Origin of the sequence: Enterobacter cloacae, from assembly GCF_013375935.1 — a bacterium.
Taxonomy (GTDB): Bacteria; Pseudomonadota; Gammaproteobacteria; order Enterobacterales; family Enterobacteriaceae; genus Enterobacter; species Enterobacter pasteurii.
The window spans coordinates 1,151,066-1,176,043 of record NZ_CP056117.1 but is presented as its reverse complement, the minus strand read 5'-3'; the positions used below and the strand labels follow the sequence as shown (position 1 = coordinate 1,176,043).

The 24,978-nt window shown below is 58.6% G+C and carries 24 protein-coding genes; 10 read left to right on the top strand and 14 right to left on the bottom strand.

Features of this window, described 5'->3' with window-relative positions:
* Positions 1-91 precede the first annotated feature (91 nt).
* The 3 genes from pfkA to cpxP all read right to left on the bottom strand — a co-directional run bounded on the left by pfkA (position 92) and on the right by cpxP (position 2,782).
* A complete protein-coding gene (gene pfkA / locus HWQ14_RS05575; RefSeq protein ID WP_028014852.1) occupies positions 92-1,054 on the bottom strand; it encodes a 6-phosphofructokinase in 963 nt (320 codons plus the stop codon).
* 174 nt (positions 1,055-1,228) lie between these two features.
* Positions 1,229-2,122, bottom strand: coding sequence for a CDF family cation-efflux transporter FieF (gene fieF, locus HWQ14_RS05570; protein WP_176609183.1), 894 nt, complete (start codon positions 2,120-2,122; stop codon positions 1,229-1,231).
* 153 nt (positions 2,123-2,275) lie between these two features.
* Positions 2,276-2,782 (bottom strand): cell-envelope stress modulator CpxP, encoded by a 507-nt coding sequence (gene cpxP / locus HWQ14_RS05565; RefSeq protein WP_148422768.1) that lies wholly within the window; start codon positions 2,780-2,782, stop codon positions 2,276-2,278.
* 150 nt (positions 2,783-2,932) lie between these two features.
* On the opposite strand from cpxP, the gene cpxR reads away from it, so the two are divergent.
* The gene (gene cpxR, locus HWQ14_RS05560; protein WP_148422767.1) at positions 2,933-3,631 is read left to right on the top strand and encodes an envelope stress response regulator transcription factor CpxR; all 699 of its coding nucleotides are present in this window, start codon (positions 2,933-2,935) and stop codon (positions 3,629-3,631) included.
* Positions 3,628-5,001, top strand: coding sequence for an envelope stress sensor histidine kinase CpxA (gene cpxA / locus HWQ14_RS05555; RefSeq protein ID WP_148422766.1), 1,374 nt, complete (start codon positions 3,628-3,630; stop codon positions 4,999-5,001). The genes cpxR and cpxA overlap by 4 nt, the downstream gene beginning before the upstream one ends.
* A gap of 98 nt (positions 5,002-5,099) precedes the next feature.
* Here cpxA and yiiM read toward each other — a convergent pair whose 3' ends face one another.
* Both yiiM and sodA read right to left on the bottom strand, forming a co-directional pair.
* Positions 5,100-5,774: a 6-hydroxyaminopurine reductase gene (yiiM, locus tag HWQ14_RS05550; RefSeq protein WP_176609182.1), complete on the bottom strand. Its 675-nt coding sequence runs from the start codon at positions 5,772-5,774 to the stop codon at positions 5,100-5,102.
* A gap of 66 nt (positions 5,775-5,840) precedes the next feature.
* Positions 5,841-6,461 carry a superoxide dismutase [Mn] gene (sodA, locus tag HWQ14_RS05545; RefSeq protein WP_003861999.1) on the bottom strand — a complete coding sequence of 207 codons (621 nt, stop codon included), beginning with the start codon at positions 6,459-6,461 and terminating at the stop codon, positions 5,841-5,843.
* Between the two features lie 288 nt (positions 6,462-6,749).
* Between sodA and rhaT the strand changes: the two genes are divergently transcribed.
* Positions 6,750-7,784: an L-rhamnose/proton symporter RhaT gene (gene rhaT, locus HWQ14_RS05540; RefSeq protein ID WP_148422508.1), complete on the top strand. Its 1,035-nt coding sequence runs from the start codon at positions 6,750-6,752 to the stop codon at positions 7,782-7,784.
* Here rhaT and rhaR read toward each other — a convergent pair whose 3' ends face one another.
* Both rhaR and rhaS read right to left on the bottom strand, forming a co-directional pair.
* Positions 7,785-8,633 carry an HTH-type transcriptional activator RhaR gene (gene rhaR, locus HWQ14_RS05535; protein ID WP_176609181.1) on the bottom strand — a complete coding sequence of 283 codons (849 nt, stop codon included), beginning with the start codon at positions 8,631-8,633 and terminating at the stop codon, positions 7,785-7,787. It lies immediately after the preceding gene.
* 73 nt (positions 8,634-8,706) lie between these two features.
* Positions 8,707-9,543: an HTH-type transcriptional activator RhaS gene (gene rhaS, locus HWQ14_RS05530; protein WP_148422510.1), complete on the bottom strand. Its 837-nt coding sequence runs from the start codon at positions 9,541-9,543 to the stop codon at positions 8,707-8,709.
* A 301-nt stretch (positions 9,544-9,844) separates the two neighbouring features.
* On the opposite strand from rhaS, the gene rhaB reads away from it, so the two are divergent.
* The 5 genes from rhaB (at position 9,845) to rhaM (ending at position 15,028) form a co-directional block, all read left to right on the top strand.
* On the top strand, positions 9,845-11,314 hold the full coding sequence (gene rhaB, locus HWQ14_RS05525) for a rhamnulokinase (protein WP_176609180.1): 1,470 nt from the start codon (positions 9,845-9,847) through the stop codon (positions 11,312-11,314).
* A complete protein-coding gene (gene rhaA, locus HWQ14_RS05520) occupies positions 11,311-12,570 on the top strand; it encodes an L-rhamnose isomerase (RefSeq protein WP_176609179.1) in 1,260 nt (419 codons plus the stop codon). The genes rhaB and rhaA overlap by 4 nt, the downstream gene beginning before the upstream one ends.
* A gap of 121 nt (positions 12,571-12,691) precedes the next feature.
* On the top strand, positions 12,692-13,522 hold the full coding sequence (gene rhaD / locus HWQ14_RS05515) for a rhamnulose-1-phosphate aldolase (protein WP_176609178.1): 831 nt from the start codon (positions 12,692-12,694) through the stop codon (positions 13,520-13,522).
* Positions 13,523-13,568: 46 nt separating this feature from the next.
* Positions 13,569-14,717, top strand: coding sequence for a lactaldehyde reductase (fucO, locus tag HWQ14_RS05510; protein ID WP_176609177.1), 1,149 nt, complete (start codon positions 13,569-13,571; stop codon positions 14,715-14,717).
* A complete protein-coding gene (gene rhaM / locus HWQ14_RS05505; RefSeq protein WP_176609176.1) occupies positions 14,714-15,028 on the top strand; it encodes an L-rhamnose mutarotase in 315 nt (104 codons plus the stop codon). Before fucO ends, rhaM begins: the two co-directional genes overlap by 4 nt.
* On the opposite strand, the gene HWQ14_RS05500 is transcribed toward rhaM, so the two are convergent.
* The 4 genes from HWQ14_RS05500 to HWQ14_RS05485 form a co-directional block, all read right to left on the bottom strand.
* Positions 15,016-16,293, bottom strand: a complete 1,278-nt coding sequence (locus tag HWQ14_RS05500) for an MFS transporter (RefSeq protein ID WP_176609175.1) — start codon at positions 16,291-16,293, stop codon at positions 15,016-15,018. The two genes, rhaM and HWQ14_RS05500, sit on opposite strands and share 13 nt — an antisense overlap.
* A gap of 44 nt (positions 16,294-16,337) precedes the next feature.
* Positions 16,338-18,461 (bottom strand): alpha-galactosidase, encoded by a 2,124-nt coding sequence (locus HWQ14_RS05495; protein WP_176609174.1) that lies wholly within the window; start codon positions 18,459-18,461, stop codon positions 16,338-16,340.
* A 104-nt stretch (positions 18,462-18,565) separates the two neighbouring features.
* Complete coding sequence (locus HWQ14_RS05490; protein ID WP_176609173.1) at positions 18,566-19,561, bottom strand: LacI family DNA-binding transcriptional regulator; 996 nt, start codon at positions 19,559-19,561, stop codon at positions 18,566-18,568.
* Positions 19,562-19,579: 18 nt separating this feature from the next.
* Positions 19,580-20,128, bottom strand: a complete 549-nt coding sequence (locus tag HWQ14_RS05485; protein ID WP_148422519.1) for a helix-turn-helix domain-containing protein — start codon at positions 20,126-20,128, stop codon at positions 19,580-19,582.
* Between the two features lie 103 nt (positions 20,129-20,231).
* Between HWQ14_RS05485 and HWQ14_RS05480 the strand changes: the two genes are divergently transcribed.
* Together HWQ14_RS05480 and HWQ14_RS05475 are read left to right on the top strand one after the other, a co-directional pair.
* Entirely contained in the window at positions 20,232-20,891 is a 660-nt protein-coding gene (locus tag HWQ14_RS05480; RefSeq protein ID WP_148422520.1) for an AzlC family ABC transporter permease, read from the top strand.
* Complete coding sequence (locus HWQ14_RS05475; protein ID WP_176609172.1) at positions 20,891-21,214, top strand: AzlD domain-containing protein; 324 nt, start codon at positions 20,891-20,893, stop codon at positions 21,212-21,214. Before HWQ14_RS05480 ends, HWQ14_RS05475 begins: the two co-directional genes overlap by 1 nt.
* 39 nt (positions 21,215-21,253) lie before the next feature.
* On the opposite strand, the gene HWQ14_RS05470 is transcribed toward HWQ14_RS05475, so the two are convergent.
* Genes HWQ14_RS05470 through HWQ14_RS05460 form a run of 3 tightly spaced genes read right to left on the bottom strand, consistent with a single transcriptional unit; the run spans position 21,254 to position 24,965 of the window.
* The gene (locus HWQ14_RS05470; protein WP_176609171.1) at positions 21,254-21,844 is read right to left on the bottom strand and encodes a hypothetical protein; all 591 of its coding nucleotides are present in this window, start codon (positions 21,842-21,844) and stop codon (positions 21,254-21,256) included.
* Complete coding sequence (locus HWQ14_RS05465) at positions 21,835-24,264, bottom strand: fimbrial biogenesis outer membrane usher protein (RefSeq protein WP_176609170.1); 2,430 nt, start codon at positions 24,262-24,264, stop codon at positions 21,835-21,837. The genes HWQ14_RS05470 and HWQ14_RS05465 overlap by 10 nt, the downstream gene beginning before the upstream one ends.
* 17 nt (positions 24,265-24,281) lie before the next feature.
* On the bottom strand, positions 24,282-24,965 hold the full coding sequence (locus HWQ14_RS05460; RefSeq protein WP_176609169.1) for a fimbria/pilus chaperone family protein: 684 nt from the start codon (positions 24,963-24,965) through the stop codon (positions 24,282-24,284).
* Positions 24,966-24,978: the final 13 nt, after the last annotated feature.

The window sequence follows — 24,978 nt, the reverse complement described above, 5'->3', positions numbered from 1 at the left end:
CTCCCACCCCAGCCCTCTCCCACAGGAGAGGGAGCACACAAAAAAAACGGTAACCCTGGGGTTACCGTTTTGCATTTATCCTGAATGCCGATCAGTACAGTTTTTTCGCGCAGTCCAGCCAGTCACCTTTGAACGGACGCTTCATGTTTTCAATCGCGTCGATGATGTCATGGTGAACGAGCTGTTCGTTCTGGATGCCGACGCAACGGCCGCCGTGCCCCTGCAGGAGCAGCTCGATAGCGTACGCGCCCATGCGGGACGCCAGGATGCGGTCGTATGGACCCGGGGAACCGCCACGCTGGATGTGGCCCAGAACGGTCGCACGGGTTTCGCGTTTGGTTTCGGTTTCGATGTACTTCGCCAGTTCATCAACGTCACAGATGTGCTCGGTGATGGCAACGATCGCGTGTTTTTTACCCTTCGCGATACCGGCTTTGATTTCAGCAACCAGATCTTCGCGGCTGAATTCCACTTCCGGAACCACCACGAACTCACATCCACCGGCAATGGCCGCCGCCAGGGTCAGGTCACCGCAGTAACGGCCCATCACCTCAACGATAGAAATACGCTGGTGCGAAGAAGAGGTATCACGCAGGCGGTCGATAGCTTCCACAACGGTACCCAGCGCGGTGAAGTAACCGATGGTGTAATCGGTGCCTTTGATATCGTTATCGATGGTGCCAGGCAGGCCGATGCACGGGAAGCCCATTTCGGTCAGACGTTTTGCACCCATGTATGAGCCGTCGCCGCCGATAACCACCAGCGCGTCCAGGCCGCGTTTTTTCATGTTTTCGATAGCCACTTCACGGATGTGTTCGTCACGGAATTCCGGGAAGCGCGCGGAGCCGAGGAATGTACCACCGCGGTTGATCATGTCAGACACGCTGTAACGGTCGAGTTGAACCATGCGATCTTCATACAGACCCAGATAACCGTCATAGATACCAAAAACTTCCAGACCTTCCGTCAGCGCTGCACGGACAACCCCACGAATTGCCGCGTTCATGCCCGGCGCATCACCGCCGCTTGTCAACACACCGATTTTCTTAATCATGACTACCTCTGAACTTAGGAATGCAAAATTGAAATCTGCTGCCGGAAGAAACTGCTCAACCGTCGAATACTGCAAATAGTATATCAATCCCTTCCAGCTGAATTGATTCAGGTCAGGCCATATGGTGGTAATTTATCCACAAAATGCTGGTCTGGCTCACTTTTTTACAACGAATTACGAAAGCTCAAACGCCCTGGGAATGACCGAGCATGGATCCTGGTGAATAATGACGTCTGACCCAGGGAAACGCTGCAAAATCGCCTGCTCCACCTGTTCAGCTATCATATGCGCCTGAACCAGCGGCAGGTTGTCTTCCATTTCCAAATGAATCTGAATAAAGCGGGTCGGCCCTGACTGCCGCGTACGAAGATCGTGGGCACCACTGACGCCAGGCCAGGAGGTCACGATGTTATAAATTTCATCGCGTTCTGCGTCGGGTAGCGCACGGTCCAGAAGCGACTGTACCGCGTCATACCCCATGCGCAACGCGCTGTACAAAATATAGATCCCTATCCCTAACGCAAACAACGCGTCGGCCCGGTGCCAGCCATACCAGGCCAGACCAAGCGCAATAAGAATAGCCCCATTCATCATAACATCAGACTGATAATGAAGCATATCTGCCCGTACCGCCTGGCTTTGTGTTTTTCTTACTACCCAGCGCTGGAACGTTACAAGAACAAGTGTGCTTATAAGTGCAACTACCGTTACGACCACGCCAACGCCCGGATCGTTCATCGGAGAAGGCGAAATAAGGTGCTGAATGCCGGTTAAAAACAGGAACAGCGCCGAGCCAGAAATAAACATGCTTTGCGCCAGCGCGGCCAGCGATTCCGCTTTGCCGTGGCCGAACGTATGCTCTTCATCCGCCGGTTGCAGCGAGTAGCGCACCACCAGCAGGTTGGTCAGCGAGGCGGCGATATCCACCAGAGAGTCCACTAACGCCGCCAGAATACTGACCGACCCGGTGTACCACCACGCGAAAATTTTAATGATCAGCAAACACGACGCCATTACCGTCGCGGCTATTGCGGCCCGGCTTACCAGCCGTCCATAGGATTGATTCATAAACACTCCTGTCATGCCATGGCGCTAGTATAACGGATGGTGGTGGAGTGAAAGGATGAATAAAGCGTTAACAAACCTGAACGACGGGCAAAAAAAACCCCCACATCATGTGGGGGAAGACAGGGATGGTGTCTATGGCAAGGAAAACAGGGTTTACTGGTTACTACGGGTACTGCTATTGCTACTGAAAAGCGTCATATCTGAGCTTCGCTGCATCCGTGCAACCTCACGCAGCTGGTTCATACGCTGCTGATGTTTGGTATTCAAAACCGCCTGCTGCTCGGGCGTTAACAGGTGGAACATCTGGTTGCGGACCTTCGCCATTTCTACCTGGCGGGCAACCTGTTCCTGCGCCATTTTTTCTGCCTGAGCGCGTACAGCGCTTTCGTCAAAATTTTCTGCGGTGACAAGGCGATGCATTGTCTCCATTTCGCTAACATTAACAGGGGGCTGATCGTGTCGTGCCCTCTGCATCAGATCTCGCATCTGTTGACGCTGATGTTCGGTTAAACTTATGCCGTCAAACATATGGCTTTGGCTGCTGTGCTGCGTTGCGCCCTCCAGTGAGGAACCGTTATCGCTGTTGATAGCTACAGCAGCCTGGCTAAACGCACTGAACGCCAGCGTTGAGGCCATGACGGCAGCGGTAACTTTGCGCATCACTTGCTCCCAAAATCTTTCGTGTCGCGATTCAACGAGAGACAGTCTACGATTCAGGCTGCAAACATGCGTCAGGGGGTGTAAAACAACGTAAAGTCATGGATTAGATAGCCTTGATGTCGTAATTTCTGCCTCGGAGGTATTTAAACAATGAATAAAATCCTGTTAGTTGATGATGACCGAGAGCTCACATCCCTTTTAAAGGAGTTGCTCGACATGGAAGGTTTCAACGTCCTGGTTGCCCATGATGGGGAACAGGCGCTGAGTCTCCTTGACGACAGCATCGATCTACTTTTGCTCGACGTAATGATGCCGAAGAAAAACGGTATTGATACGCTGAAAGAGCTTCGCCAGACACACCAGACCCCCGTTATCATGCTGACCGCGCGCGGCAGCGAGCTTGACCGTGTACTCGGCCTTGAGCTGGGTGCGGATGACTATTTACCTAAGCCGTTCAACGATCGTGAACTGGTGGCCCGTATTCGCGCCATCCTGCGCCGTTCCCACTGGAGCGAGCAGCAGCAGAATACCGACAACAGCTCACCAACGCTGGAAGTTGACTCCCTGAGCCTGAATCCGGGCCGTCAGGAAGCGAGCTTCGACGGTGAAGTTCTTGAGCTGACCGGCACCGAGTTCACCCTGCTGTATCTGCTGGCGCAGCATCTCGGCCAGGTTGTTTCGCGTGAGCATTTAAGCCAGGAAGTGCTGGGTAAACGCCTCACGCCGTTTGACCGCGCTATCGATATGCATATCTCGAACCTCCGCCGTAAGCTGCCGGAGCGTAAAGACGGTCATCCGTGGTTTAAAACCCTGCGTGGTCGCGGTTATCTGATGGTTTCCGCTTCATGATAGGCAGCTTAACCGCCCGCATCTTCGCCATCTTCTGGCTGACGCTGGCACTGGTTTTAATGCTCGTTTTGATGTTGCCAAAACTCGACTCACGCCAGATGACGGAGCTGCTGGACAGCGAGCAACGTCAGGGCGTGATGATCGAGCAGCACGTGGAAGCGGAGCTGGCAAACGATCCGCCGAACGATTTAATGTGGTGGCGCAGGCTGTTTCGCGCTATCGACAAGTGGGCGCCCCCCGGACAACGCCTTTTGCTGGTGACCAGCGAAGGCCGCGTCATTGGGGCCGATCGCAATGAGATGCAGATTATCCGCAACTTTATTGGCCAGGCGGATAACGCCGATCACCCACAGAAAAAGAAATATGGTCGGGTAGAGATGGTTGGCCCTTTCTCGGTACGGGATGGGGAAGACAACTACCAGCTCTATCTGATTCGCCCAGCGAGCAATTCCCAGTCCGACTTCATCAACCTGCTGTTTGACCGTCCGCTTCTGCTGTTGATTGTCACGATGCTGGTCAGCTCTCCGCTGCTGTTATGGCTGGCATGGAGCCTGGCGAAACCGGCGCGTAAGCTGAAAAACGCGGCGGACGAAGTGGCACAGGGCAACCTGAGGCAGCATCCGGAGCTGGAATCCGGGCCGCAGGAGTTTCTGGCCGCGGGAACCAGCTTCAACCAGATGGTAAGCGCTCTTGACCGCATGATGACCGCACAGCAACGCCTGCTGTCAGACATCTCGCATGAACTGCGCACGCCGCTCACGCGCCTGCAGCTGGGTACCGCCCTGCTGCGTCGCCGCAGCGGCGAGAGCAAAGAGCTGGAGCGTATTGAGACGGAAGCCCAGCGCCTGGACAGCATGATCAACGATCTGCTGGTGATGTCGCGCAATCAGCAGAAAAACGCGCTGGTGAGCGAAACGGTGAAAGCCAATCAGCTGTGGCACGAGGTGCTGGACAACGCGGCGTTTGAAGCGGAGCAGATGGGCAAATCCTTCACCGTCAATTTCCCGCCGGGCCCGTGGCCGCTGTACGGTAACCCCAACACGCTGGAAAGCGCGCTGGAGAATATCGTGCGTAACGCCCTGCGCTATTCCCATACGAAGATTGAAGTGGCGTTTTCGGTGGATAAAGACGGGATCACCATCATCGTGGACGACGACGGTCCAGGCGTCAGCCCGGAAGATCGCGAGCAAATTTTCCGTCCGTTCTACCGTACAGACGAAGCGCGCGACCGTGAATCTGGCGGTACGGGGCTTGGGCTGGCGATTGTCGAAACCGCCATGCAGCAGCACCGCGGCTGGGTGAAGGCCGATGACAGCCCGCTGGGCGGGTTGCGGTTAACGCTGTGGCTGCCGCTGTATAAGCGTTCGTAATCCCCTCACCCTAACCCTCTCCCCATAGGGGAGAGGGGACGGCTCGGTGCGGTCTTTTCACCCTCGCCCCTTTGGGGAGAGGGCCGGGGTGAGGGGCATTATTTACCCCACAATCTCCGCGAACTGCTCTCGATCTTCCCGCTTATCCGCCGCTTCTGCATCGTTCTGGTCCAGCTTGTCGACAGCCCCGCCGCCGACAGCAGCCGATGATACTGCTCGTCATCGAACGGCATATGCCATGCAATGGCGCAGGCCTCATGCACGGAGACATCGCTCAGGCGTGAGGCGAGCGCCAGCGGCGCATCCGCAGCAACCTCTCCCGCCTGCACCACGCGGTACAGCCAGCCGGTTTTACCCGCGTTTTGCAGCTGGGCCGACATATCCTGAATGCCGAAATGGTAGTTAAGCTTGAAGCACGGCGAGCGTGGCTGCGTCACCTGAATCAGGGCATCGCCCCAGCGGTAAATATCGCCGATAAAGACGTTCTTCTCCGTCAGCCCTTCGGTCGACAGATTTTCACCAAACGCCGGCGCGACGAACAGGTCCGCCTGTTCAGGAAATTCGGTTTTCCAGTGCTGATAGTGCTCGCGCGGATAGTGGCACAGCGCGCGCTCGGGCCCGCCGTGGATCTTCTTTTCAGCCTGCTGGTCACCCGCCAGGCCAAGCTCGGTCAGCGTCAGCTCGCCGTCGACCTGCACCTTGGCGATGGCGCTCGGGCGGCTGCCGTCGTACTCCCTTACCTTGCCTGTAAACACATTCACCGGGTAATGCATCTCTACTCCTTCAGATACAAAAAAAGCGAGTCATCAGACTCGCTTCTCACAGGCGTCAATGCAACCTTATTTTTTAGCGGCGAAACGCGCTGCTGCTTCGTCCCAGTTCACTACATCCCAGAACGCTTTGATGTAGTCAGGGCGACGGTTCTGGAACTTCAGGTAGTAAGCGTGCTCCCACACGTCCAGACCCAGGATTGGGAAACCGGATGCGCCAGAAATAGCTTCACCCATCAGCGGGGAGTCCTGGTTTGCGGTAGAAACAACCGCCAGCTTGTCGCCTTTCAGCACCAGCCACGCCCAGCCAGAGCCGAAACGGGTTGCAGCCGCTTTTTCGAATTCCGCTTTGAAGTTATCAACGGAGCCGAAGTCGCGCTCGATAGCCGCTTTCAGGTCGCCCTGAAGGGTGGTGCCGGTTTTCAGGCCTTTCCAGAACAGGCTGTGGTTAGCGTGACCGCCAGCGTTGTTACGCAGCACGGTTTTTTTGTCTGCCGGCAGCTGGTCCAGTTTGGTAATCAGCTCTTCAACAGGCAGGTTTGCGAACTCTGGCAGGCTTTCCAGCGCAGCATTCGCGTTGTTCACGTAGGTCTGGTGGTGTTTAGTGTGATGGATTTCCATCGTCTGCTTGTCGAAATGCGGTTCCAGTGCGTCGTAGGCATACGGCAGGGATGGCAGTGTATAACTCATAATCCTCTCCATTAGTGTCGGGCGGCACAGCTGTTAATGCCGCGTAAGCAGTTGGTTCATTATAGTTAATTAAATGATATTGAAAATGATTATCAATGCCGTAGTTTTTATAAGGTTATTCGCGTTTCGATAAATCACAAAATTGTGAGTCTGCTCACCTGCTTAACGTGATAATTGCCACCCTGAACAAAAGTGCGGCAACCTTCTCAAGGTTACTGAACCGCCTAATTTTTACACTCATCAGGTCGGCGGGAAGCCACCGACTATAAAAACGATGAGGATGTAAAAATGAATCATGCGATTACGATGGGTATCTTCTGGCATTTGATAGGCGCGGCCAGTGCAGCCTGTTTCTATGCCCCGTTTAAAAAGATTAAGGGCTGGTCATGGGAAACCATGTGGTCCGTTGGCGGTACGGTCTCATGGCTGATTTTGCCCTGGACCATCAGCGCCATGCTGCTCCCGGATTTCTGGGGCTACTTCTCCTCCTTCAGTGCCTCCACCCTGCTGCCGGTGTTTCTGTTCGGCGCGATGTGGGGCATCGGTAATATCAATTACGGCCTGACCATGCGCTACCTCGGCATGTCGATGGGGATTGGCATCGCGATTGGCATTACGCTGATCGTCGGCACGCTGATGACGCCGATCCTCAACGGCGACTTCGACGTGCTGATCAACACTCAGGGCGGGCGGATGACCCTGCTGGGCGTGCTGGTAGCGGTGATCGGCGTGGGTATCGTCACCCGTGCGGGCCAGCTGAAAGAGCGCAGGATGGGCATCAAGGCCGAAGACTTTAACCTGAAGAAAGGGCTGCTGCTGGCAGTGATGTGCGGCATCTTCTCGGCGGGCATGTCGTTCGCCATGAACGCGGCGAAGCCCATGCACGAAGCGGCCGCCGCGCTGGGCGTCGACCCGCTGTACGTGGCCCTGCCAAGCTACGTGGTGATCATGGGCGGCGGCGCGCTGGTAAACCTTGGCTTCTGCTTTATTCGTCTGGCAAAGGTGAAAAATCTGTCGGTAAAAGCCGACTTCTCGCTGGCAAAATCCTTAATCATCACCAACGTGCTGCTCTCCGCCCTTGGCGGCCTGATGTGGTATCTGCAGTTCTTTTTCTACGCCTGGGGCCACGCCAGCATTCCCCCGCAGTACGACTACATAAGCTGGATGCTGCACATGAGCTTCTACGTCCTGTGCGGCGGGCTGGTTGGGCTGGTGCTGAAGGAGTGGAATAACGCCGGGCGTCGTCCGGTGGGCGTGCTGAGCCTGGGCTGCGTGGTGATTATCATTGCCGCCAACATTGTCGGCCTCGGCATGGCGAGCTGATCAGGCCGCCTTTCGACTGTGATGACGCCACTGAACCGGCGTCATCCCCACCTCGCGGTTAAACACCACCGAAAAGTAGTTACTGTCCTCAAAGCCGCAGCGCATCGCCACCTCGCTGACCATCAGCTCCGTATGCTGCAGCAGGTACTGGGCGTGGCAGATGCGCAGCTGGCGCAGGTAGTGGTTCACCGTCATCCCCGTCTGGGCGCGGAACTGCTGGCGCAGCGCGCGCTCGCTGCACTGCTCCTGCTCGCAAAACTTTTCCAGCACGAAGCTTTTGTTCAGGCTGCCCGCGAGCCGGGCGATCAGCTTGTCCAGCAGCGCTTCCTGCGCGGTAGCGGAGGGGTTATCGGTGGCGTAACGATGGCGCCTGAGGGTTATAACCAGCTGGGCGAAAAGCAGTTCCGCCATCTGGTTAGCCACCGGATCGCTTTTCTGGCTCTCCTGCTCCAGCTGGGAGATCGTCTGGCGCACCTGAGCCATGCCGCTGCTGCTTAAGCGCCAGTGCGGTTCGCCGCCGGCATCAAGAAAACGGGGGATGCTGGCCGCCCAGTCGATATTCAGCCTGAGCCTGTCCGGGCAGTAGATGACGTTCTGCAACACCAGATCGTTAACCGAGGCGTAGGCGTGCTTGTCTTCGGCGCGGATGTAGAACAGATCCCCGCGCGTGATGCGGTAGGGCCGGTCGTTGAGGATGTGTAAACCGTTGCCGCGCCACACCAGCACCAGCTCGCAGAACTCGTGGGTGTGCCCGGCAAAGACGTTTTGCGGGTAGCGGTCCGCCACCGCGACGGCCTGACTCGCGGAGGCGAAAAAATCATCTTTGCGAAGAATTAACTGAGCGGCCACACCACAACCTCTACGGTGAATAACCGGACATTATTAGCCTTTTTGCGGCCTGAAAACGGTGATTGCCCTCGCGTTACTGAAGCAACGCGTCTTTCCCCTGCCGGATATCGCGCGGCGACCAGCTGAATTCCCGGCGAAACAGGGTCGAAAAGTGATTGCTGTCGCCGAAACCGCAGCGATAGGCGATATCCGTGACGCTTTCGTCGGTGTGGCGTAAAAGATGGCGCGCCTTGATCAGGCGCAGGCGGTTAAGGTAGCGCTGCGGCGTCAGCCCGGTGCGCTGCTTAAGCTGACGATGCAGCGTGCGCAGCGACAGCGAATAATCCTCCGCCAGCGTCTCCCAGCACACGTCCTCGGCAAAATGGTCCTCCAGCCAGGCCATCAGCTGGTTCAGCCGCGCGTCGTTATTTTCCAGGCCTTCCACCAGGCTGCCGCGGCGCAGCAGCACCAGCAGCTGCATGAACAGCAGCTCGCGGGTGACGATAGCGTGCGTCTCCTGCCCGTCTTCGCCCTGCTCCATCTGGCTCACCAGCTGGCGCACCTGCTGCAACGTGGACTGATTTACCCGCCAGTGCGACGGATAGTGTCCGTCCTGCTCCTGGGGCAACAGCTGGTTCAGCCCCGAAATAAACTGGAACGCATCCGGCGAACGATAGAGCACATTGGTCAGGCACAGGTTGTCGGTATGTTCATACAGGTGCCTGTCGTGGTCGCGAACGAAGCACACCGTGCCGCCGCTGATGGTATACGGCTGGCCGTTGAAGACATGAATGCCCGTCCCGTGCTCCACAATCACAATCTCATGAAAATCATGGTGATGTTCTGGAAACGCAGCCTGAGGAAGCCGTGGCTCAATCGCGACCGGAGACGCTCCCGAAGGAAAAAAATCGACGCTGTGCAGTACGGTCATAACGGCCTCCACCAATGAGAAAAGTTCTCAAAATAGTAATTAAGGCCTTTCGCGCTCACCTTAAATTTTTGACAGCAAACCGCGCAAAAGCTGCCGATTTTTCAAGAAACAGGCGGAAAGATCGGGAAATGCGGTCAGCGTCACACTGCCCGAAAACCCCGCCATTCCTGGAAACTGTGAACTCCCTCACGTTCATCTTTGCTTTCTTGCCAGCGCGAGTTTTGGGCTGTCAGTGACGAGAAGGTGGTCTTTTCTTCCCTTTTTTACACTCAGCGCTAATGACTTAAGAAGGGACCTGACCATGACTTTTCGCCATTGTGTGGCTGTCGATTTAGGCGCATCCAGCGGCCGCGTAATGCTCGCCACCTGGGACTGCGGCCAGCGCGCTCTTACGCTTCGCGAAATGCACCGCTTCGCCAACTGCCTGCAAAAACGGGACGGCTTTGATACCTGGGATATTGATGCCCTGGAAGCGGAGATCCGCATCGGGCTGAACAACGTCTGCAACGACGGCATTCGCATCGACAGCATCGGGATTGATACCTGGGGCGTGGACTACGTTCTGCTCGACGGCCACGGCGAACGCGTCGGCCTGCCCGTCTCGTATCGCGACGGCCGCACCGACGGGCTGATGGCGCACGCCATCGCGCAGCTTGGCAAGGACAGCATCTACGGCCGCAGCGGCATTCAGTTTCTGCCGTTTAACACGCTGTATCAGCTGCGCGCGCTGGTTGAGCAGCAGCCGGAGCTGGCCGCAAAGGTGGCGCACGCGCTGCTGATCCCGGACTACTTAAGCTACCGGCTGACCGGCAACAAGAACTGGGAATACACCAACGCCACCACCACGCAGCTGGTCAACATCAACACCGATAGCTGGGATGAAACCCTGCTTGCCTGGACCGGCGCTTCGCCTTCCTGGTTCGGCACGCCGACCCATCCGGGTAACGTGATCGGTCAGTGGATTTGCCCGCAGGGGAACGCCATCCCGGTTGTCGCCGTCGCCAGCCACGATACCGCCAGCGCGGTGATCGCATCGCCGCTGGCCGATAAAGACGCGGCCTACCTCTCTTCCGGCACCTGGTCGCTGATGGGCTTTGAGAGCAAAACGCCGTACACCAGCGACGCCGCACTGGCGGCGAACATCACTAACGAAGGCGGTGCCGAAGGGCGCTACCGCGTGCTGAAAAACATCATGGGCCTGTGGCTGCTCCAGCGGGTGCTGAAAGAGCAGCACATTGCCGACCTGCCTGCGCTTATCGCAGAAACCGAAAAGCTGAAGGCCTGCACGTTCCTGATCAACCCGAACGACGACCGCTTTATCAACCCGGTGCACATGAGCGCCGAAATCCAGGCCGCCTGTTTTGAAGCCGGGCAGCCGGTGCCTTCGCGCCCTGCCGAGCTGGCGCGCTGTATTTTTGACAGCCTGGCCCTGCTCTATGCCGACATCCTGAGCGAGCTGGCGAGCCTTCGCGGTAAACCGTTCAGCCAGCTGCATATCGTGGGCGGCGGCTGTCAGAACCAGCTGCTGAACCAGCTCTGCGCTGACGCCTGCGGCATCACCGTGGTGGCGGGTCCGGTGGAGGCCTCGACGCTCGGCAATATCGGCATTCAGCTGATGACCCTGGACGAACTTTCAGACGTCGACGATTTCCGCTCGGTGGTCGCCGCGAACACCCGTCTGACCACCTTCACCCCCAATCCCTGCCATGAAATTGCCCGCTACCGGGCGCAGTTTCAGCAAAAACGACTGACTAAGGAGCTTTGCGCATGACCACTCAACTTGAACAAGCCTGGGACCTGGCTAAACAGCGTTTCGCCGCCGTCGGCGTGGATGTCGAAGCGGCGCTGCGCCAGCTCGACCGTCTGCCGGTCTCCATGCACTGCTGGCAGGGCGATGACGTGGCCGGCTTCGAGAACCCGGGCGGTTCTCTGACGGGTGGCATTCAGGCGACGGGTAACTACCCGGGCAAAGCGCGCAGCGCGAGCGAGCTGCGTGCGGATCTGGAGCTGGCGCTGAGCCTGATCCCGGGGCCAAAACGCCTGAACCTGCACGCGATTTATCTGGAGTCCGACGAGCCGGTGGCGCGTAACGAGATCAAACCGGAACACTTTAAGAACTGGGTGGAGTGGGCGAAAGCTCACAAGCTGGGCCTGGACTTTAACCCCTCCTGCTTCTCGCACCCGCTGAGCGCGGACGGCTTTACCCTCGCCCACGCCAACGACGACATCCGTCAGTTCTGGATCGACCACGTCAAGGCCAGCCGCCGCGTCTCGGCGTATTTTGGCGAGCAGCTCGGCACGCCGTCGGTGATGAACATCTGGATCCCGGACGGCATGAAGGACATCACCGTCGACCGTCTGGCTCCGCGCCAGCGCCTGCTGGCCGCGCTGGATGAAGCCATCAGCGAAAAGCTGAACCCGGCGCACCACATCGACGCGGTGGAGAGCAAGCTGTTCGGCATTGGCGCAGAGAGCTACACCGTCGGCTCGAACGAGTTCTACATGGGTTACGCCACCAGCCGCCAGACCGCCCTGTGCCTGGACGCCGGCCACTTCCACCCAACAGAAGTGATCTCCGACAAAATCTCCGCCGCCATGCTCTTCGTGCCGCGCCTGCTGCTGCACGTCAGCCGCCCGGTGCGCTGGGACAGCGACCACGTGGTGCTGCTGGATGACGAAACCCAGGCGATTGCCAGCGAAATCATCCGCCATGACCTGTTTGACCGCGTGCACATTGGCCTCGACTTCTTCGACGCCTCCATCAACCGCATCGCGGCGTGGGTGATCGGCACCCGCAACATGAAGAAAGCGCTGCTGCGCGCCCTGCTGGAGCCAGTCGCCGCGCTGAAACAGCTGGAAGCAAACGGCGACTACACCGCGCGCCTGGCGCTGCTGGAAGAGCAAAAATCCCTGCCGTGGCAGGCGGTGTGGGAAATGTACTGCCAGCGTCACGACGCCCCGGCAGGCAGCCAGTGGCTGGAAAACGTGCGGGCGTATGAAAAAGACGTATTGAGTCAGCGCGGGTAACTGCCCCCTCACCCCTGCCCTCTCCCCAAAGGGGAGAGGGAGCAAACCATCCCCTCTCCCCTTTGGGGAGAGGGTTAGGGTGAGGGATTTCACCTCACCGCGATAACTGGAAAAGAAAACTATGCAGACCATCACTACCTCCTGGTTCGTCCAGGGCATGATCAAAGCCACCTCCGACGCCTGGCTGAAGGGCTGGGACGAGCGTAACGGCGGCAACCTCACGCTGCGCCTGGACGACGCGGATATCGAGCCGTTCGCCGCCGATTTTCATCAGAAGCCGCGCTATATCGCCCTGAGCCAGCCCATGCCGCTGCTCGCAAATACGCCGTTTATCGTCACCGGTTCCGGCAAATTCTTCCGCAACGTCCAGCTCGACCCGCAGGCCAACCTCGGCGTGGTGAAGGTGGACAGCGACGGCGCGGGCTACCACATTCTGTGGGGGCTGACGGACGACGCGGTGCCAACGTCCGAGCTGCCGGCACACTTCCTCTCCCACTGCGAGCGCATTAAGGCGACCAACGGCAAGGACCGCGCGATCATGCACTGCCACGCCACCAACCTGATCGCCCTGACCTACGTGCTGGAAAACAGCTCGGACTTTATCACCCGCAAGCTGTGGGAAGGCAGCACCGAGTGTCTGGTGGTCTTCCCGGACGGCGTCGGCATTCTGCCGTGGATGGTGCCGGGTACCGACGAGATCGGCCAGGCGACCGCCAGAGATATGCAAAAACATTCGCTGGTGCTGTGGCCGTTCCACGGCGTCTTCGGCAGCGGCCCGACGCTGGATGAAACCTTTGGCCTGATCGACACCGCTGAAAAATCGGCGGAGGTGCTGGTGAAGGTCTATTCCATGGGCGGTATGAAGCAAACCATTACCCGCGAAGAGCTTATCGCGCTCGGCAAGCGCTTCGGCGTGAGCCCGCTACGGTCAGCGCTGGAATTATACGCGTAACCCCTCGCTGGCCGGACGGTACTGGCGATAGTTAAGGAGAATTATCATGAGCTTTATGTTGGCACTTCCAAAAATCAGCCTGCACGGCGCGGGCGCAATCGGCGACATGGTCAGGCTGGTGGCAAACAAGCGCTGGGGAAAAGCGCTGATTGTCACCGACGGCCAGCTGGTGAAGCTGGGCCTGCTCGACAGCCTGTTTACCGCGCTGGACGCCCATCAGATGTCGTATCACCTGTTCGACGAGGTGTTCCCGAACCCGACGGAAGCGCTGGTGCAGAAAGGATTCACAGCGTACCGGGACGCGGAGTGTGATTATGTAATTGCCTTCGGCGGCGGCAGCCCGATTGATACCGCCAAAGCCATTAAGATCCTCACCGCTAACCCCGGCCCGTCCACGGGCTACTCCGGCGTCGGCAAGGTGAAAAACCCGGGCGTGCCGCTGGTGGCGATCAACACCACCGCGGGCACGGCGGCGGAGATGACCAGCAACGCGGTGATTATTGACTCCGCGCGCCAGGTGAAGGAGGTGATTATCGACCCGAACATCATCCCGGATATCGCCGTGGATGACGCCAGCGTGATGCTCGATATTCCCGCCTCCGTGACCGCCGCCACCGGCATGGACGCGTTAACCCACGCCGTTGAGGCCTACGTCTCCGTTGGCGCGCACCCGCTGACCGACGCCAACGCGCTGGAAGCAATTCGCCTGATTAACCGCTGGCTGCCGGAAGCGGTCAACAACGGCCATAACCTGGAAGCACGCGAGCAGATGGCGTTTGGGCAATACCTGGCGGGCATGGCGTTTAACAGCGCTGGCCTCGGCCTCGTGCACGCCCTCGCGCACCAGCCGGGCGCGACGCACAACCTGCCGCACGGCGTGTGCAACGCCATCCTGCTGCCGATCGTCGAAAACTTTAACCGCCCGAACGCCGTAGCCCGCTTTGCCCGCGTGGCCCAGGCGATGGGTGTCGACACGCAGGGTATGAGCGACGAGGCGGCCAGCACGTCAGCGATTCAGGCGATTCGCGACCTGAGCGCCCGCGTCGGCATTCCGTCCGGCTTCAGCCAGCTTGGCGTCAGCAAAGCCGATATCGAAGGCTGGCTGGATAAAGCCCTCGCTGACCCGTGCGCGCCGTGCAATCCGCGCACCGCCAGCCGCGACGAAATTCGCGAGCTCTACCTGGAGGCATTATGATCCGCAAAGCCTTTGTCATGCAGGTTAACCCGGACGCGCACGAGGAGTACGCGCGCCGCCACAATCCGATCTGGCCCGAGCTGGAATCGGTGCTGAAAGACCACGGCGCGCACCGCTACGCCATTTATCTCGACGGTGAACGCAGCCTGCTGTTTGCCACCGTGGAGATTGAATCGGAGGAGCGCTGGAACGCGGTAGCGAATACCGACGTCTGCCAGCGCTGGTGGAAACACATGCGCGATGTGATGCCGTCGAACCCCGACAACAGCCCGGTGAGTGCCGGGCTGAAAGAGGTGTTTTACCTGGACTGACCGGTTAACGCTGCCGCGCCCGCGGCAGCGGCAATCTCCTGCCTGCTGCTCAGCGTAAACGCCGACACCACCGTAACCGCCAGCACGAAGCAGCCCAGCATCAGATACGTCTCCTGGAAGCCGATCCGGTCATACATATTCCCGGCAAAGGCGGAGAGGAAGATCGCTGCCGACTGCTTGGCAAACTGGAAGCCAATCAGGTAGATGGTGGCCGACAGACGCGTATCAAACACGCCGGTAATATACTTGAACGCCCCCACCAGCAGGAACGGGACCTCCAGCGCGTGCAGCATCTTGAGGGCAATCACTTCCACGGCGGTGGTGGCGAAAGACGAGCCGATGATGCGCGTCGCCATAATCACCCCGGCGATCAGCAGCGTGTTTTTCGCGCCGATGCGGTTAATGATCCACGGCGAGCAGAACATGATGATGGCGTTGCAAATTTCTCCCGCCGTCGTCGCAAAACCAAAGGCGCGGGTGCCCTCCTGCGGCGTGGCGAAGAAGGTTTTGAAGAAGGTGGCAAACTGCTGGTCGAAAACGTCATACACGCAGGCCACGCCGATCACGTACAGAATAAACATCCACATTCTGCGCTGGCGGAACAGGCTGAACACGGTTCTGGCGGTGATCTGCGGCTGGTTCGCGCCCAGGGCGTTCATCACCTGCGCCGTCTGGTTGGGCTTCGGCTTCGCGACCACCAGCAGCAGCATCAGCAGCAGCGCCGCCCCCGATCCCATCCAGAAAACGTACGACGGATCGATGCCGAACAGAATGCCGCCGGTTGAGGCGCACAGCCCCCAGCCGAGGCAGCCGAACATGCGCGCCTTGCCGTATTCAAAAAAGCTGTTGCGGCTCACGCGCTCGATGTAGGCCTCAATCGCTCCCGACCCGGCCGAAAAGACAAAGCCGATATACAGCCCGCCGCTCAGCGCGCCCAGCCAGATATTGGTTTTCAGCAATGGCGCAAAGACGTACAGAAAGAACGGCGCGAAGAGAAACAGCAGCACCGAGATAATCCACAGCAGGTGTTTTTTCAGCCCCAGCTTGTCCGAAATCACACCCAGCACCGGCTGGAAGGCGATAGCCGAGAGCGAAATGCAGGAGAAAACGATGCCGGTATGGGTTTTATTCAGGCCGATGATGTCCGACAGCCAGATAGGCAGAAACGGAAAGCAGGTGGCCATGATGAAGAAGTAGAGAAAGAAGAACAGCCCAAAAATCCAGAAGTTAGGGTTGTCTTTGTGGGTACAGGTTGTTGTGTTCATTATTTTTATCCTCAACGGAGGGCCGGCTCCCCGGCCCGTCACCCTTACACGCGTTCCACGCCAATCAGAATGGCGGTCTCCGGATCCAGAATCGGCAGCGCAATACCCGCCTGCATCAGCCATTCACCGCTCGCCGTTTGCGGCGCGTTCATCCACGCCGGCAGCTTGCGCATGGTGTGCCCGCCCTCTCCCGTAATCTGAATATTCGGGTGATCGAGCAGCGTGATGCGGTACTGCGCGCTGGCGTCCAGCCCCGGCATGCGCAGCGGCATCATCAGGGTGTAATCCGGCATCGCGAGCTGGCTGACCATAAACAGTCCGTGCTTCCTGTCGTCACTCACTATACCCTGCGCCAGCGTGGTGGCGTCCGGCATATCCACGCGCCACTGGGTGCCGCGGTGGATCACCTCGCGCCACTGCTTGTGCAGCGCGGCGTAATGGCGATAGCCTTCGCGCTCCTGCGCGTCCACGGTGAGCGGATCCAGCTCCAGCCCCATATGGCCAAACAGCGCCGTCAGCCCGCGAAAGGCAATGCTGTGCTGGCGGAAGGTGGCGTGACATTTATGATGACCGATATGCGCGCCCATCACCTCCGGCGGGAAAAAGTAGCTCATGCCGCGCTGAATGGTGCTGCGCTCCAGCGCGTCGTTATTGTCGGACGCCCAGAAGCGGTGGCTGCGGGTCAGCACCTCATAGTCAATACGTCCGCCGCCGGACGAGCAGGATTCAAACTCAACGTGCGGGAAGCGCTCGCCCAGCACGTCCAGCAGGCGATAAAACTGGCGCGTCTGGGCATCGGCGGCGGCTTTGCCGTTGTGTCCAGGCTGCACCAGTTCGCGGTTCATGTCCCACTTCACGTAGTCGACCGCATGTTCGCCCAGCAGCCAGCTCATGCGCTCCACCAGGTAATTAAAGGCTTCCGGAATGTTCAGGTTAAGCACCAGCTGGTGTCGTCCGGTCGCCTGCGCGTATCCCGGCAGCGCCAGAACCCAGTCAGGATGCGCGCGGTATAAATCAGAATCCGGGTTAATCATCTCCGGCTCAACCCAGATGCCAAACTCCATGCCGAGCCGTTTAACGTGGTTAATCACCGGCGTCAGGCCGTTCGGGTATTTTTTCTCGTCCAGATACCAGTCGCCCAGCGCGGCATGGTCGTCGTTGCGGCCTTTGAACCAGCCGTCGTCAATGATAAAGCGCTCCACGCCCAGCGCCGCGGCCTCGTCGGCCATGCGCATGATGCATTCCGGATCGTGGCTGAAGTAGATCCCCTCCCAGGTGTTGAGGTGTACCGGACGCGGTTTGTTTTCCGGGAAGCGGATGATGTTGTCGCGCAGGTAGCGGTGGAACTGCTGACTCATGCCGTTCAGCCCGTGCGCGGAGTAGCTGGCATACAGGCGCGGCGTCCAGAGCGTTTCGCCCTCGTCAATCGCCATTTCACCCGGCAGGTAGAGCGCTTCGGCCTGCATATAACGGCGGCCATCGGTTTTTGCCTCCGCGCGCAGGCGGTGGTTACCGCTCCAGCCCAGGTGAACGCCCCAGACGTCGCCGTGCATTTCGCTGAACGACGGCGTGCCCGAAATCAGCGCCGGGAAGTGTTCGTGGGAGGTTTTACCCCGACGGTTTTCGATGACAAAGCTGTCGTGCTCAAGCATGACGCGGTGCGGCTGAAATTCTCTGATCCAGCGTCCGTGGAAGGCCATTACCTCCCGCGCGCGCTCGGCCACCGGCAGCGTAACGGCGAAACGATCCACCTGCCACGCCTGCGATTTCAGGTTGGTTAGGCCGTGGCGCACGACCAGCACGCCGCTGGCGTCCAGCGCCAGCTCGCTGGTCAGGCGCAGGCCCGCGTGTTCATCTTCTGCCGTTATCGTCAGGGTCTGTCCCTGCTGCTGCACGTCCGTGGTGCTGAAAACCGGGGAGCCGTCCAGCCCCTGCCGGTGCCCCTCAATGCCGGGGGAACCAAACAGGCCGTGCCCCAGCTCGGCCATCAGCGTAACCGGTGAATCTACATCAAGCCTGCCGTTGGCCACCGGGCGCGCGAGCGTAGCGGCATCCTGCGGCGAAAAGTGCTGAAGGTGCGGCCCCCAGTAGAGAATTTCGGCGAACGGGCGCGTTTTTATTACCACGTCCACAGCGTTGCTTACGAGTCGAAATACGGAATCTTGCATCAGACATCTCCTGTCATCGGGATGTCCTGAGTGTTGATCCGAAACGTTTCGGATACAAACCAAAACGTTTCGGATCTGTGATCGAGTTTGGAATTTTGCGTAGTTTAGGCCGTCTGGCCCGGGGAGAATTCAGGCTGCCAGAGCACCTGAAGCGTGCTGATGTCGTCGCCGTTAATCAGCTGGCGCACCATACCGGCAATCTGTTTCCCGACGCCCTGACGGGTTGACTGGATCACCGCCGCAACGTCGACATCCACAATGCTGTCCTGCGGTAAGCCGTCGTAGACCACCGGCGAGACGGCGTTTTCACCAGACAGGCGTCCCATCTGCGCCAGCGCCATTGCCGCGCCGTCGCCGTGGGTATTGCAGTCGGTGATGATGGCCGTGGGCGGCTGCGGCAGAGAGAGAAGTTCTTTCGTGGTGGCATACCCCACGCGGCGCGAAGGCGGCATGGCGCGCAGCCACTCGCTGGAAAGCCCCGCTTCACGCAGCGCGTCGAGATAGCCCTGACGACGCTGGGTAATAAATGCCTGATTGTTGCTTTCGCCCAGCAGGGCAATGCACTGATGGCCCTTCTCAATCAGCCATCGGGTGGCCTGATAGGTGCCGGCATAGTTGTCAAAATCGAACCACGCGTACGGCTGCGGCAGCTGGCTGCGCCCGAGCGCCAGGAACGGAAACCCGGCGGCCTGAAGCTGCTCCAGGCGCGGATCGTGATCCAGCGTGTGCGCCACAATCAGCGCGTCCACGCGGCGGCTTTGCACCATGCGCATATAGCTGTGCTTGTCCGCCAGATCGTCATCGGCGATGAGCAGCAGGTCGATCTCATGTCGCGCCAGTTCGTGGCTAATTTCGCCGACCATGTCCATAAATACGCTGTTATTGAGCGGAACGGGATGGACCGGGAAAACAAGCCCGACGGCGTCAATTTTGCCCATCTTCAGGCGACGGGCAAAGGTATTAGGCCGGTAGCCACGGCGCTGGGCCTCCGCCTCCACGCGGGCGCGCGTCTCGGCAGAAACGTCATCATACCCGTTGAGGGCGCGGCTGACGGTGGTGACGGACAGCCCCAGTTCTTTAGCAATGGCTTTAAGCGACATGATTTTTCCGTATCTTCGTTAATTTTGTTCAGCCACCAGAAGCGCGTGCGTGTCTGGCTCCAGCGCCTTAAAGATATGCGGCTGGTCGGCGGGGTAGCAAATGTAATCTCCCGGACCAAGCTCTTCCGCCGCGTCGACCAGGCCAACCATCGCCCGCCCCTGCGTCACGATAATATGTTCGACCGAGCCGGGCGGATGCGGCTGGGAAATACGGTCGGCTCCCGGCTGAGTCAGCAGCAGATAAATATCACGACGCGCGCCCGGCGGACACGCCGCCAGCAAAATAGCCTCGTAGTTCGCCTGCCCGGCGACCACTTTTGTTCCTTCGCCGCGGCGGATCACCTGCGTGGCAGGCTGCTGCGGCTCCAGAAGCCGGGCGAAGGGAATATCCAGCGCCACGCACAACGACCAGAGCGTTTCCAGGCTAGGATTGCCGTTGCCGGACTCCAGCTGAGAAAGCGTGGATTTGGCGATCCCGGCACGGCGGGCAATCTCCGCCAGCGAAAGCCCGGTTCGCAGGCGTTCCCGCACCAGGCTTTTGGCGATTACGCTGATTGGCTGCGTCATAGAAACGGCCTCTGTCTCTCTATAACGAACGAATCGTTCGTCTTGTAAAACGTTTTTGATGCGTTCATTATAATGGAAATACGTTCGATATGGCTAAAATGGTATGAAACATCACCTCTCTTGCCTGAAAGGCGACACGATAAAAGCGATTGTCCTGGTCTGCCTTGCGGTGGGCGTGGTCGGCATGTCCTACGGCTCGCTGGCGATGGCCTACGGCTTCCCGCTCTGGGTGCCGTTTGTCCTCTCCCTCACCGTGCTGGCGGGCGCGTCTGAATTTATGTTTATCGGCATCGTGGCGAGCGGCGGCAACCCGCTGGCGGCGGCCGCTGCGGGTTTACTGGTGAACGCCCGCCACGTGCCGTTCGGCGTAACGGTGCGCGACCTGGTGGGCAAGCGCGGCCTGAGCCTTTTGGGCTGCCATATCATGAACGATGAAAGCGTGGTGTTCGGCCTGTCGCAAAAAACCGCCGAGCAGCGAAAGGCGGCCTACTGGCTGTGCGGCCTGGGCGTGGCGATCGTCTGGCCGCTCGGGGCGGTGCTGGGGGCGCTGGTCGGCACGCTGCTGCCTGCCCCGGAAACCATCGGGCTGGACGCGGTGTTTCCGGCGATCCTGCTGGCGCTAGTGGTACCGGCATTTAAAAACCGCACCACGCTTGTCCGCGCCTGCAGCGGCGCGGCGCTGTCGCTGGCCGCCGTGCCGTTCGCTCCGGTGGGCTTACCGGTACTGCTCTCTTTACTCGGCCTCGCCGCGAGGAAAAAATAATGGACAACATGACGGTCTTTATCCTCGGCATCGCCATTTTATCTGCGGGAACCTATCTGATGCGTCTTGGCGGAGCCAAACTCGGCAGCCGGCTGGCGCTTTCTGAACGCTCGCAGGCGCTGCTTTCAGATGCGGCCACGGTGCTGCTGTTCTCCGTCGCGCTGGCGACAACGTTTTATGAAGGGGAACATTTTGCCGGGATGGCGCGCGTGCTTGGCGTGGGATTTGCGGTGTTTCTGGCCTGGCGCAAAATGCCGTTGATTGTGGTGATCGTGGCGGCTGCGGTAGTGACGGCGCTGCTGCGCCTGGCAGGAATAGAGTAAAAAAGCCCGACAGCGCGCGTCCGTCGGGCAAGGCGGCGTTTACTGCGCCGCGAGGGTAACGTAATTCACCGTCAGCATTTCTTCGAGCTCCGCCGTATTGCCCGTCTTAAACGCGCTATCGTTAAGATAAGTGACCACGGAGAGCGTAACGACCAGCTGTTTGCCCGCCACCTCGCTGCCGTTCACCGCCACGAGAGACATATCCGGCGGCAGCACGACCTCCGCCGCGCCCGCGGTTATCTGCGCCGAACCGCGCGGCACGGCTGCCAGCTGCACGGCACCATTATCCATGCGGGCCTCTTTAGCCGCGATTTTCAGCACGCCGCTGTCGCTGAAGCGATACGCCTTGTTTCCACGGGCCGGGCCGTCCACCTGAAGTCGGATCCTGCGCGCGTCCGGGCAGATCGCCGACACCTGGATCTCACGCTCTGACGAGGCGTAGCCCCGGTACGTTTTTCCGCCAATATCCGTGCTGACCTCGCGCATCGTCTCCCGACGCAGCAGACCATTATTGATACTCTTCACTGAAGAAACGACCTGACACTCCTCTTCTGCCAGGACGGAGGGAGCATGGCTGAGGGCGACGCAGGCCAGCAGCAGTAAAAACGTGCGACGAATAATCAGAGACATTTTCCGTTTATCTCCTCGTAGAATTGAGTGGGGTCCGCTTCCGGTAAGCTAAAGCTCAGCGTGCAGCGGCCAGTATCCAGCTTCGCGTACAGCGTCTGGCTGGCGGAAATATCATTCAGGAAGATGATGCCGTCCTCCGGTGCAGAGGTGATGTACTCCCCTTTGCCGTTCACAACGGAGACGCCTTTCGGTAACGGCGTGCCGTCCGCGCGCGTAATGTTCAGCAGCACGCGGCGCTGGCTCAGGGTGGTGAACTTCCAGTGAGCAAATGCCCCGTGGGAGGCCTTCAGCGACGCGTGGCCGTTGCTGACGTCCAGGTTGCCCGGCAGGCTTTGGGTATCTATCTCAACCGTACTTTCGCTAAACGGCGTCAGGGCGGGGACAACCGCTCTGCCCCATTTGTCCGTCCAGACGTTGCCGCGCGGGGTGCCGATCGCCACCCCGGCAACGGGCTTGTCCAGCGCCACAACCGCATAGGTATCCGTCACCGGATAGGGAGAGAAGGTGACGCCATCACCGTGCGCGACAACGCCGCCGCTCAGCGCGATCGAGGAGTTACGGTTGCTTTCATTGTCACCGCCAAACCCTAACGCGAGCGTGGTGTAGTGCAGGTTACTGTTCAGCGAACCATCCCAGCTGGTTACGCTGTCGTCGCGATCCTGAGAGACGCCCACTGTGTAGGTATTTTCATCGTTAAGTGACCCCATGGCGCGGGTGCCGTAAGAGGCTTTGCCCTCGTTTTCACGATACCAGCTGTTGGTGGATACGCCGGTGCGGCCCAGAGGCACAGAGACGTTCACGTAAAACATATCGCTGTCGCTGGCGTACTTATCACCGTGGCTGATGTCTGACTCCCAGTTTACGCTGACGTTGAAATAGCGGAACGACCGGGACCATGACGAAATGATGCGGCGGCTGTCGTATTCGCTGTTCCAGGTCTGGTTGTTGTAATAGCTCAGCGAGAAACGGCCCAGCGTCGTGTTAGCCCAGCTGACGCCAACGTTGGTGTCGTATTTCGTGGTCGAGTAATCGTCGTCGTCGCTGTAAAGCTCCTGCATTTCCCGGTACTTCGGCGTACCGTAGCTCCCGCCAAGCGACAGGCCGAGCCCCCACGGCAATGCGTAGCCGACATCCAGCGTGGTTTTGTTGCCATCGGTCTGCGAAAGGTTATCAATAGAGCCGAGAAAGCCCAGCGAGGCGTACATATGCTGCATCGGCACGGTGTCAACGTTGGCGGAGAAGCCGTAATAGTGGTTATCCGCCATCACCATGCCGGCGAGAAAGTTTATCCGGCTGTTAATGGACCAGCCGTTTGACGCGGCGACAATCCACGGCTGCGCAAAACTCGTCTCCATATCCTCCGCACGCCCGACGGCCAGGGAAAAGCCCGGCGCGCGGCCCACGTGGTTGCTACGAAAGGTGCTGGCGGCGATCGTGAAATGGCTTTCGCTGCCGTCGGTTTCCGCCACCGTGACGCTTAAATCCGTATTCAGGTTGGCAATGGGTACATCGCTTAAGGTGAACGGCCCGGCCGGCACCAGCGTGGAGAAAATCAGCTGTCCGCCCTGGCGAATGTCCACGCGCGCCTGGGCGTTACGGGCTATACCGCTCACCTCAATGCCGCTGCTATAGCCAGGCTGAAGGGCGTTATCCGGCATCATCTGTACGCCATAAATGCCCGGCATACTGAAGCGGCTGTTGGCGATGTTAATTTGCCCCCCCTGAACCATCACGCCGTAGTCGGTAAAGGTGCGCTGTGCATAGGTATAAAGCGATTCGCTCTCGAAGTCCATGCCGCTGCCGTCGCTGATAAACTGCGAGCTGCGCACAATCCAGTCGCCGGCGTTAAAGCCAAACTCAAACGAAGACTGAAAGCGATCGGATTTATCATCATCGAAGTCGTAATGGGTGCCAAACATGGAGTAGTTCAGCATAGCCGCGCGTCCGCCGCGCACGTCAGCCACCTGGCGGCCGCTTTCCGGGTTAATGGCCTCTGGCGGAACAACCAGCGAAATTTCGTCGACGTCCGGAGAAGTGACCACCGTCGCGTTTTTCCAGTACTGATGAATTAAGGGGCAGGTTTCACGCTTGATTTTTTTATATAACCCGGCGGCGTCCAGAAATTCCCCATCAATACAGGGAAGACCTTCGTCATTAAACTTCACGGGCATAATGCCGCGCTTTTTGCCGTTAATTACCACGGTGACATTATGATAGCCCGGTATAAATCGCGGGGAGACGGCATAATAGTCAGCAATTGCCGGATCGAGACCACTCTGTTTTAACGCTTCGGTATCGAAAAAGGCTCTTGCCAGCTCTATAGCGGGCGCTGTAGCTGGATGAATTTCTGCACGAATGCCGAACGCCACCGCGCTCAGGCAAAATGCCAGCACGCCTGTTTTACAGGTGGAAATTATCATGACCGCTCCGTCTGTTATTATTTTAATTCAGCAACGTAAGAACCGGCTTTATAGCCAAAGCGGGTAGCAGGGTACATTTCTACCTTGTTATTCTGCCCTGATATTTTGTTATCCGACGCCGCTATCATCGTCTGGCCGGGAAGAATATAGCTTTTATCGAATTTGACCTTAATTCGTGACGGTAATAACGTGGCGTGTTGCTCCATACGCACCACATAAGGGGTATCGTTTACCACCGTCAGGCTGCCGTTTTTAATCTGCCAGCGCAGATCTTTCCAGGGCTCCATATTCACGTCGAGACCTGCCGGGCGAATAATGACGGGCAGATTCTGGCTGAAAACCATTTTCACTTTATTCTGCTCTCGTTGCGGAATAGTGGAAAAGATGACGCGCTTTAAGTGTTCAGTTTTTAATTTTTCCGCGCTGTCTTTTAAGACAAAGCGTACGCGCTGCGTTTTTCCGGCGTTTATGCGCACCACCGGTTGAGTGACAACCACGCCGGGTTTTGGATCGTCCGGTAAATCGACAATGCGGGTATAGAGAAGCTGGGCGGTATCGTCGCTATTTTTCACATCCATGCTCGCTCCCCGCTCGTCTTCGTTAATTAACAGCAGAGAAGTTTCTGGCACCATACCGGCGGCAAACGTCTGCAACGACGAAAACAGGCAAACGCAGAGCAACGTTTTTTTAGAGAGAATCATAATATTAGTCCGT